The sequence below is a fragment of the Paenibacillus chartarius genome (genome assembly GCF_042432825.1).
Lineage (GTDB): Bacteria > Bacillota > Bacilli > Paenibacillales > NBRC-103111 > Gordoniibacillus > Gordoniibacillus chartarius.
The window spans coordinates 21,613-29,410 of the sequence record NZ_JBHLWN010000117.1 but is presented as its reverse complement, the minus strand read 5'-3'; the positions used below and the strand labels follow the sequence as shown (position 1 = coordinate 29,410).

General features: G+C 53.6%; 8 protein-coding genes. 5 read left to right on the top strand and 3 right to left on the bottom strand.

Annotated elements, in window-relative coordinates; genetic code table 11:
* Positions 1–251 precede the first annotated feature (251 nt).
* The gene (locus ACFFK0_RS28450) at positions 252–482 is read left to right on the top strand and encodes a DUF2626 domain-containing protein (RefSeq protein ID WP_377474397.1); all 231 of its coding nucleotides are present in this window, start codon (positions 252–254) and stop codon (positions 480–482) included.
* A 71-nt stretch (positions 483–553) separates the two neighbouring features.
* On the opposite strand, the gene ACFFK0_RS28445 is transcribed toward ACFFK0_RS28450, so the two are convergent.
* Positions 554–1,672 (bottom strand): class I SAM-dependent methyltransferase, encoded by a 1,119-nt coding sequence (locus ACFFK0_RS28445; protein ID WP_377474395.1) that lies wholly within the window; start codon positions 1,670–1,672, stop codon positions 554–556.
* Between the two features lie 117 nt (positions 1,673–1,789).
* Here ACFFK0_RS28445 and ACFFK0_RS28440 point away from each other — a divergent pair, with 117 nt between their 5' ends.
* The 3 genes from ACFFK0_RS28440 (at position 1,790) to ACFFK0_RS28430 (ending at position 4,484) form a co-directional block, all read left to right on the top strand.
* Positions 1,790–2,752 (top strand): hypothetical protein, encoded by a 963-nt coding sequence (locus tag ACFFK0_RS28440; protein ID WP_377474393.1) that lies wholly within the window; start codon positions 1,790–1,792, stop codon positions 2,750–2,752.
* A gap of 101 nt (positions 2,753–2,853) precedes the next feature.
* A complete protein-coding gene (locus ACFFK0_RS28435; RefSeq protein ID WP_377474391.1) occupies positions 2,854–3,969 on the top strand; it encodes a coiled-coil domain-containing protein in 1,116 nt (371 codons plus the stop codon).
* A 20-nt stretch (positions 3,970–3,989) separates the two neighbouring features.
* Positions 3,990–4,484 (top strand): hypothetical protein, encoded by a 495-nt coding sequence (locus tag ACFFK0_RS28430; protein WP_377474389.1) that lies wholly within the window; start codon positions 3,990–3,992, stop codon positions 4,482–4,484.
* Positions 4,485–4,531: 47 nt separating this feature from the next.
* Here ACFFK0_RS28430 and ACFFK0_RS28425 read toward each other — a convergent pair whose 3' ends face one another.
* Complete coding sequence (locus ACFFK0_RS28425; protein WP_377474387.1) at positions 4,532–5,866, bottom strand: PhoH family protein; 1,335 nt, start codon at positions 5,864–5,866, stop codon at positions 4,532–4,534.
* Between the two features lie 98 nt (positions 5,867–5,964).
* On the opposite strand from ACFFK0_RS28425, the gene ACFFK0_RS28420 reads away from it, so the two are divergent.
* Positions 5,965–6,543 (top strand): YhcN/YlaJ family sporulation lipoprotein, encoded by a 579-nt coding sequence (locus tag ACFFK0_RS28420; protein WP_377474385.1) that lies wholly within the window; start codon positions 5,965–5,967, stop codon positions 6,541–6,543.
* A 47-nt stretch (positions 6,544–6,590) separates the two neighbouring features.
* Here the strand turns inward: ACFFK0_RS28420 and ACFFK0_RS28415 are convergent, their stop codons facing one another.
* Positions 6,591–7,043 carry a pyridoxamine 5'-phosphate oxidase family protein gene (locus ACFFK0_RS28415; protein WP_377474383.1) on the bottom strand — a complete coding sequence of 151 codons (453 nt, stop codon included), beginning with the start codon at positions 7,041–7,043 and terminating at the stop codon, positions 6,591–6,593.
* Between the last annotated feature and the right edge of the window lie 755 nt (positions 7,044–7,798).

The following is a 7,798-nucleotide window of genomic DNA, read 5'->3' as shown; positions in this document are numbered from 1 at the left end:
CTACCAAAGATTTGGAGCCCTTTTTATGTTTTTAATGCGCAGTACTTTCGAAATTCAGGTTCATACTATTTGGTATTGCCATTTTTTTCGGGGCTCATACATGACCGAACATACAACGGGTTACGCTAGGAATAACGTGTGACAAAGTTGCGAATTTCGTCACGGATAAGACGTTTACACGTGGCAAAGCAACAGGTATAATGTGTGTTAGTTGTATTTGGCAAAGACGGTATAGAGAGGGGGAAGCATACATGGATCGCATGTTTCGCGTACTTGGCTTCTGGACGCTGGCTATCGCTCTGATGGCACTGGCTGGAGATATGGTTCCGATGTCGCTCATTTTCTTCTTCCAAACAGCTGTATTCGTATTGCTCGGCTATATGAAATTGTCCGAACGTACCTACATATTGTTGTTCTGGGGGTACATGGTCATTGCTTTCGGCGGATTTACGTACTGGTCTTTCTTCAAGATGTCCGTTTAATCTGCCGCAAGCTTGATTGTGCACGTGAAAAAAAGCGGTTCGGCTATGAAAGCCGGGCCGCTTTTTTTTCGTTATTTGCAGACGATCATGACCTTGAACAGCTCGCCGAAACCGTCATCGAGCAGCAGCTGCCGTACCGCGCGATTGCGTTTCGCCGCAGGACTGAACGGGTTCGGATCGTACGTGTTCTGCAGCAGCTCCAACACCCCGCAGCGCATCAGGAACTCCCGCTGCGGCAGCAGCTCCACGGAACCGGCTCCGCCGCGGCGGGCAGCGCGCTCGCAAGCGGTGAAATTCACGTGCGCGGTAAGATCCTGCTCGCCGATATCGTCATACCATCTCTCGGTCGCCTCATGCCTGCGGTAAGCAAGCAGCGTGCCGCGGGCACGGTGGGAAGCATACAAGCGGGACGCCGTATCGCCGTAATCGATCAGCAGCATCGTGCCGAGCTGAAGACGCGACGCAACCCGCTGCACCCAGGCCGGCGCATCGAGACTGATTTCGACGCGCTGTCCCCGCTCCAGTATGACACCATCCTCGGCCAAAGCCTGGGCTACGGCCGTATCCGTAAGCGGCAGCAGCCGTTCCGCGAATCGACTCTCCTCTTCATCCCACTCCACATAAACTTCCAGCGGAACTCCACCCTCCCCGCCTTCGAGCACATGAACGGGGAAGGCATCCAGCAGCTCGTTCGCGAATACAAGAGACCCTTCGCTTTTGCCGCAGGCAAGCCACTCTTCCTCCGACATCCATTCGACCTTGGACGCATGTCCCGCCAGCGATTCACACTGCAGCGCCCGATGAAACGGACTCGTCTCCACCATCGTCAGTGAGGCGGACTTATATACGGTATCGAACCGCTCTTGCAATGCGTCCATAACCTGTGCAGCCAGGCGGCCGCTGCCGCCGCCGAATTCTACCAGCGACAGCCCGCCCGTCGCAGCCTTCAGCCGCGGCCACTGCGAGGCGATATACGAGGCCAGTATTCCCCCCATCACCGTTCCGACCGATGCGGACGTATAGAAGTCGCCGCCCTTCCCGATTTTGAGCCGATCGGATCGATAATAGCCGTGATGTTCATCATACAAGCATAGCTCCATAAATTCCCGAAACGAAATCGCCCCAAGGGGATGGTTTCGGATTCTCTCGACGATGGAACGAATCAGTTCCCGATTGCCTTGCACCGACATGCTGCTGATCTCCTTTAAGGGCCGGTTCTCCGCTGTATATGTTTCTCTAAAGACAAAAGGTACCGGAATCGTTATAATAAAGAATGGTTTTATGACGGAAGGAGAATAGAAATGGGAATGAAATCAAAATGGGTGGCGAGCGCCGCTCTGGCCTCGCTCCTCGTACCGGTGCTCAGCGGATGCACCGATCATAACGCGATCAAACAAACGGCTCAGCAGGCCATCGCCAAGCATGCCGAAATGAAATCGTACCAATTCGCCGGCAGCCTCGATCTGAAATTGGGAATGAGCTTACCGGCACCGGACGGCAATCCGATAACCGGAGCCGTCTTGAGCTCGCTCAAAGAAAGCGTCATCGAATGGTCGGGCGTGCAAAGCAGCGATCCCGTACAGCTCGAAACCGATCTGAAGATTACGCCGAAAGGCTCCGCAACGCCGTTCGCCTTTCCGGTACTTCTTAAAGATAACAAAATGTACGTCAGCTTGCCAACGATCAACAAGCCTGACGAGTACTACGCCATCGATCTGGCGAAGCTGGGAGACCCCGGCAAAACCCCGCTCAATCCGGATAGCTTGAAGAACACGTCGAAAGTGACGGCGGCGCTCTGGAGCAAGTTTACCGACGCTATCGATGCCCGCTGGTTCGAACAGGCGAAAGACCCGGTCATGCTGCCGGACGGCAAGCCGGCCAAAGCCATTACGGTCACGGTGACGGAGAAAAACGCCGCGGCGATCAACAGCGTCATCAGCGCGAAGCTCCCGGAAATCGGCGAAGCGCTGACAACCGGCGGATTGCTCAGCCCCGAGCAGGCGGCCAAATGGAAGGAAGCCAAGACAAGCCTGGAGCTGAAGCCGCTGAGCAACTTGACTCTGCTCATTGACGAGCAAGGCTTCGTACGCGACGAGAAGCTGGAGCTGGTATATTCGCTGAAGAACGCCGACGGTACGGTCTCCGATAACCGCACTACGCTTCACGAGTCGTTCGAGCAAATCAATCAGCCGCCTCAGTTCAAGAAGGACGTTCCGGCCAAAACCAAACCGTTCGAGGACGTGCTGAAGCTGCTTCAGCCTAAGAAATAACAGAAGGCGCGTCTCCTTGGGGGGCGCGCTTTTTGCATAGAATGAGGGGCTGGAGCAGCGAATATATTTGTGCTATGTTACTTGATTAAGGGGGCGGTACGGTGGACAAGCGGCGACGGAACGGGCTGATCGGATTTTTTCTGCTCCTCATCGTGTTCGGCACCCATACCGTAAGCGTATACGCGGACAATGAAAGCCGCGGTTCAGTGAACACGGTGGCTCCGGGAACCGAAGCCCTCGTGCAGAAAGGCTTGACGATTGCCGAAATCGACCGCGAGCTGGCCCGTTTGAAGAATGAAGAGGCGACCTTAACCGGGCAGATGTCGAGTAATGAGCAGTTGATTGCGGCGCAGGACAAGCTTGTCGAGGCAAAGCGGCAGCAAGCCGGCCGTGTGCTTCGCTCCTATTACATGGGTGAGCGCGACTCGCTCTGGCTGCTGCTGCTGTCCGTCGATTCGTTTCAGAACGCCATTCGTACGTTTGAATATTTGGACATGATTATAACTAGCGATAAACGCAAGCTTACCGCCTTCCGGACCGCCCGTACCGAGCTGCAGAACCGCCAGAATGAGCTGAATGCGACCCGGTCGAAGCTGCAGCAGGCGCAAACCGACTATTTAGCGCAGCGCGACAGGCTGATCCGGCTGCAGGACGAGCTTGACGCTCAGCTTGCCGGAAACGAGGAAGCCAAGGCGGTTATGCAGCGGATCCAAGAAGTGACCGTAACCTGGCAGCAGAAGGGCATTCCCCTGTTTCGGACGTATTTCCAAGCGCTCGCCGAAACAATGAAGAGCTTGCCCGAGCTCGCCGCGAAGGCAGCGCCTGACGGACGCATTCGTCTTTCCTTTGACGGACTGAACGCCATATTCACACTATCCGACAGCGATTTGAACGATTTCCTTAGGAGCAAGAACGAGCTGTTCCGCGACTTGACGTTCCGCTTTGTACAAGACGGCCTGCAAGCCGGCGGCAAGAGGGACGATCTCGAGCTGAACATGGAAGGTGTATATGTATGGAACGAGGAGAAACGGCTGATCGAGTTCCAAGTAAAGAAGCTTACCTTCAACGGCTTGGATCTCCCCGATACGACCATTCGCGATCTGGAGAAGCAGGTAGATCTAAGCTTGAATCCGAGGGCGTTTCATGCTTTATTCATCCCGACACAGATTAAGCAAGAGGAAGGCAAGCTGACTATTCGTCTTAAGATCAATTTTTAACACAGAGGAGCAACCGCCGGATGACCGTAACGAACAAAATCGGACTTTCGATGACGATGCCGGAAGGCAAGCTGCCCGGCTTCTATGCCCAAATCGTCAAGGCGCTCGCAGGCCGAACCCAGCTGTTTGACAGAGATAAAGAAATGCTGATCGTCAGCACGGAAGACGACCGGAGCGCGGTGCTGGAGGTCTTGCGCCAATACAAAGTGGAGACGGAGCCGTTCATGCTGTTCCTGCTGCCCGAGGATACCTCCGTCACGGCGCTGTTCGACGATTACGGCTTCATGACCAAGCTGGACAACCGCTATTTGTACGCGAATCTCGTAACGCTCTTTACGCTCCGCACGTCCACCCCCGAGGCTGAGCCGGTGCAAGCGCTGGAGCAGCTCGGCGAGGTGCTCGTCGCAGCTATTCCAACAGCCGGAGACGGCATGCTGTACGCCGCAGATCGTCAGCACGACGAGCTGATCGCCCGAATTGCGGCGGCCTACGGCTGTAAAGCGGAATTCCGATAAAGCAAGAGCGATACCCTGATTCGTTCAGGGTACCGCTCTTTTTAACGTTACAGCAAATCCGCCGCCAGCTGCGCCAGATGCGAGCGCTCGCCCCGCTCCAGCGTGATGTGTCCGGCTATATTTTCCTGCTTGAACCGCTCGACCACATAGCTGAGCCCGTTGCTCGTCGCATCCAAATACGGATGATCGATCTGCTCCGGATCCCCCAGCAGCACAATCTTGCTGCCTTCGCCGACGCGCGAGACGATCGTTTTCACTTCGTGCTTCGATAAGTTCTGCGCTTCGTCGATAATAATAAACTGCCCCGGAATCGAACGCCCGCGAATGTACGTGAGCGCCTCCACCTGAATGGAGCCGAGGCCGGCCAAGATGCGCTCGATATCCCCCTGCTTCTTCGTATCGAATAAGAACTCGAGATTGTCGTAAATCGGCTGCATCCAAGGTCGCAGCTTCTCTTCCTTCTCGCCCGGCAAGTACCCGATATCTTTCCCCATCGGAACGACAGGACGCGCGATCAGCAGCTTCTTGTACTTATGCTCATCCTCGACCTTCATCAGTCCGGCAGCCAGCGTGAGCAGCGTCTTCCCCGTCCCCGCCTTGCCGCACATCGTCACCAGCGGAATATCATCGTTCAGAAGCAGCTCGAGCGCCATTCGCTGCTGCGCGTTGCGGGCGGCGATACCCCATACCGGATCGTTACTAAGGTACAGCGGCTCCAGCCGTTTGCCGTCGTCGTTCACCTTCAACAGCGCCGATTTCGACGTTCCGAGCTCATCCCGCAAAATAACGAACTCGTGCGGATGCAGCGTGTACCCCAAATTCAGCGACGAAACGCTGAGCTGCCGGTACGAATAAAACTCGTCGATCAAACCGGGATGCGCATGAATCGTCACATACCCATGGTACAAATCGCTCGCACCCGCCACGATCCGATCCGTCAAATAATCTTCGGCAGGAAGCCCGAGCACGTCGGCCTTGATACGAACAAGAGTATCCTTGCTGACCAGCACGACCGGCCTCGGCTCCGGCTTCTCCTGCTCTTCCGTATGATAATTAAGCGCAACGGCAAGAATACGGTTGTCGTTCGACAGCTCGGCGAACACATCCTGCATCTTGGCGAAGCTCTTATGATTCAGCTCAACTTTCAGACTGCCCCCGCTTTCCAGCGGAATACCGTCATGAAGCCTTCCTTTGGTTCTCATTCCGTCAAGCAGCCGGGACACTTGCCTCGCATTCCGGCCGATCTCGTCTGCATTCCTTTTCTTGGAATCGATCTCTTCCAGCACCACCGCCGGGATGATGACTTCATTATCCTCAAAAGCATATATCGCATTTGGATCCTGAAGCAGCACATTCGTATCGAGCACGTAAATTTTTTTCATCCGAGCTCCCTCCCAGGTTTGGCGATTGGATGTAAAAATTACATAGATTATTACACGAAAGGACAACCTAAGAGCGAGACGTCAAGAATGAAAGGACGATGAAGGTGCGACGGTTACTAGCGGCAGTTTTGATGTTGTCCGTATTCGTCGGTTGCAGCCAAGAACAGCAGCAGAAGTCCGCTTCCCCCTCCCAAGCATCGAATCAAAACGGCGTTCGTGTCCAGCAGACCGCCCCGGCCAAGCGGAAAATATTGAATCCCGCCGAAGTTGAAGCGCGGTTCGAGCAGCTGGCCATGAGCGTACCGGGCGTGCAGGCCGCCAACTGTGTCGTGTATGGGGACATGGCAGTCGTCGGCATTGATGTGAAGCAAGATATGGATAGATCCAAAATCGGCACCGTGAAGCTGGCTGTCGCCGAAGCGCTGCACAAAGATCCTTACGGTGCGAACGCCATCGTGACGGCCGACATGGATCTGGACCAACGGCTGCGGAGCATTCGGGACAAAGCGCGTGAAGGACGCCCGATCATCGGCTTCGCCGAAGAGATGGCCGATATTATCGGGAGAATTATGCCTCAGCTGCCTTCCGATATGACGCGCCCGATGCCGGATGCGTCGAAAGATGCCAATTCAGGCGGGACGAACGATTTCTCGAATAACCCTCATGGGGGCCAATGACAGATTGTTTCGGATTACGACAAAAAGCCTAGTATGCAGAAGCATACTCAGGCTTTTTTCATGGCAGCAAACACTTGACCGTCCAGTTTCTCGGCGGCCCGTTTGTCGTATGTTTTTTCATACTCCGGCTCCACGACGATGCGAGCGCCGTAAAACATGCCGTCCCGTACGCTTTGCACCGAAACTTCGACACAAGCAAGCGCAAAGGGGACTCCTTCCAGCTGCTCTGTAACGAACGCAGAACGGCCGTAAACGACATGTACCGAGCCTTCTCCGATGAGCGTCAGCGTAACTTGTGGCTGATCTTTCAATGCAGCGATCAAACGCGAACGGGCATCGAGGGCGAAGCGAACCCGGCCTTCATCCATTGCATAAACCCAGGATAGGGCGGACACAGCCGGACCACCGGTTTCCGCATCGATCGACCCAAGCAGGATAAGCTTCTCCTTGCGCATGGCTTCGATAAGTTGCTGGGACAAAGCTGTGACGACTTCTGCCATAGGATCAAGGCCTCCCTGATAGAGAAAAGTCTAGTACAGGCAAATCATCCCCACACTTCGAGTATATCACAGGCAGGACCAAGCATCTACATCCAACAGCCTAGCGGTAGCTACGATATCTCATCAGCGGGTTTATCCCTATTTTATCTCAAGGGGAAATCGGTTATGTCACCCGAGGCAAATTTTATGATCGAGGTGAGTAACGGGTGTATCCTGGATCCATTGAACATACCTGCCGAGACTCATTGTTTGAGAATGATTGCAGTGTTACGATTCATTATCCAGATAACAACAAATTAGATATAATTTTAGTTATGATTTGCACCACAAGGAAGAATACAATATTATGTCAGATATGCTAATTCAATTAATAATACTTACTTATGGACGGGGACGGCTGGGACCGTCCACACGGTAATTTAAAGATGAGAAAAAATCCAATATTCATACTACTTATCATTTTGTCGCTTGTCTGTAATGGCCTATTAGTTTATTTTTTAATGAAACCTGAAGAATTAACAACAGCTGACCAATCCAACTATACCAGGTTTAAGGATGCACTATCTATGACTGAGCATAACTTAAGAGGATTGTCGGAAGCCGGTTGAAATCAGTCAATTTTTATCTTTTCTGCTTTCGATAATTTGAAAACAGCTGAGGATCACTATGAGAATATTCGTTCCAAACTGCTTAACCGGGGCGTCCGTGTTATCTATCTCGATCAAAGACTCGCCGAGATTCAAAATAACATAAGG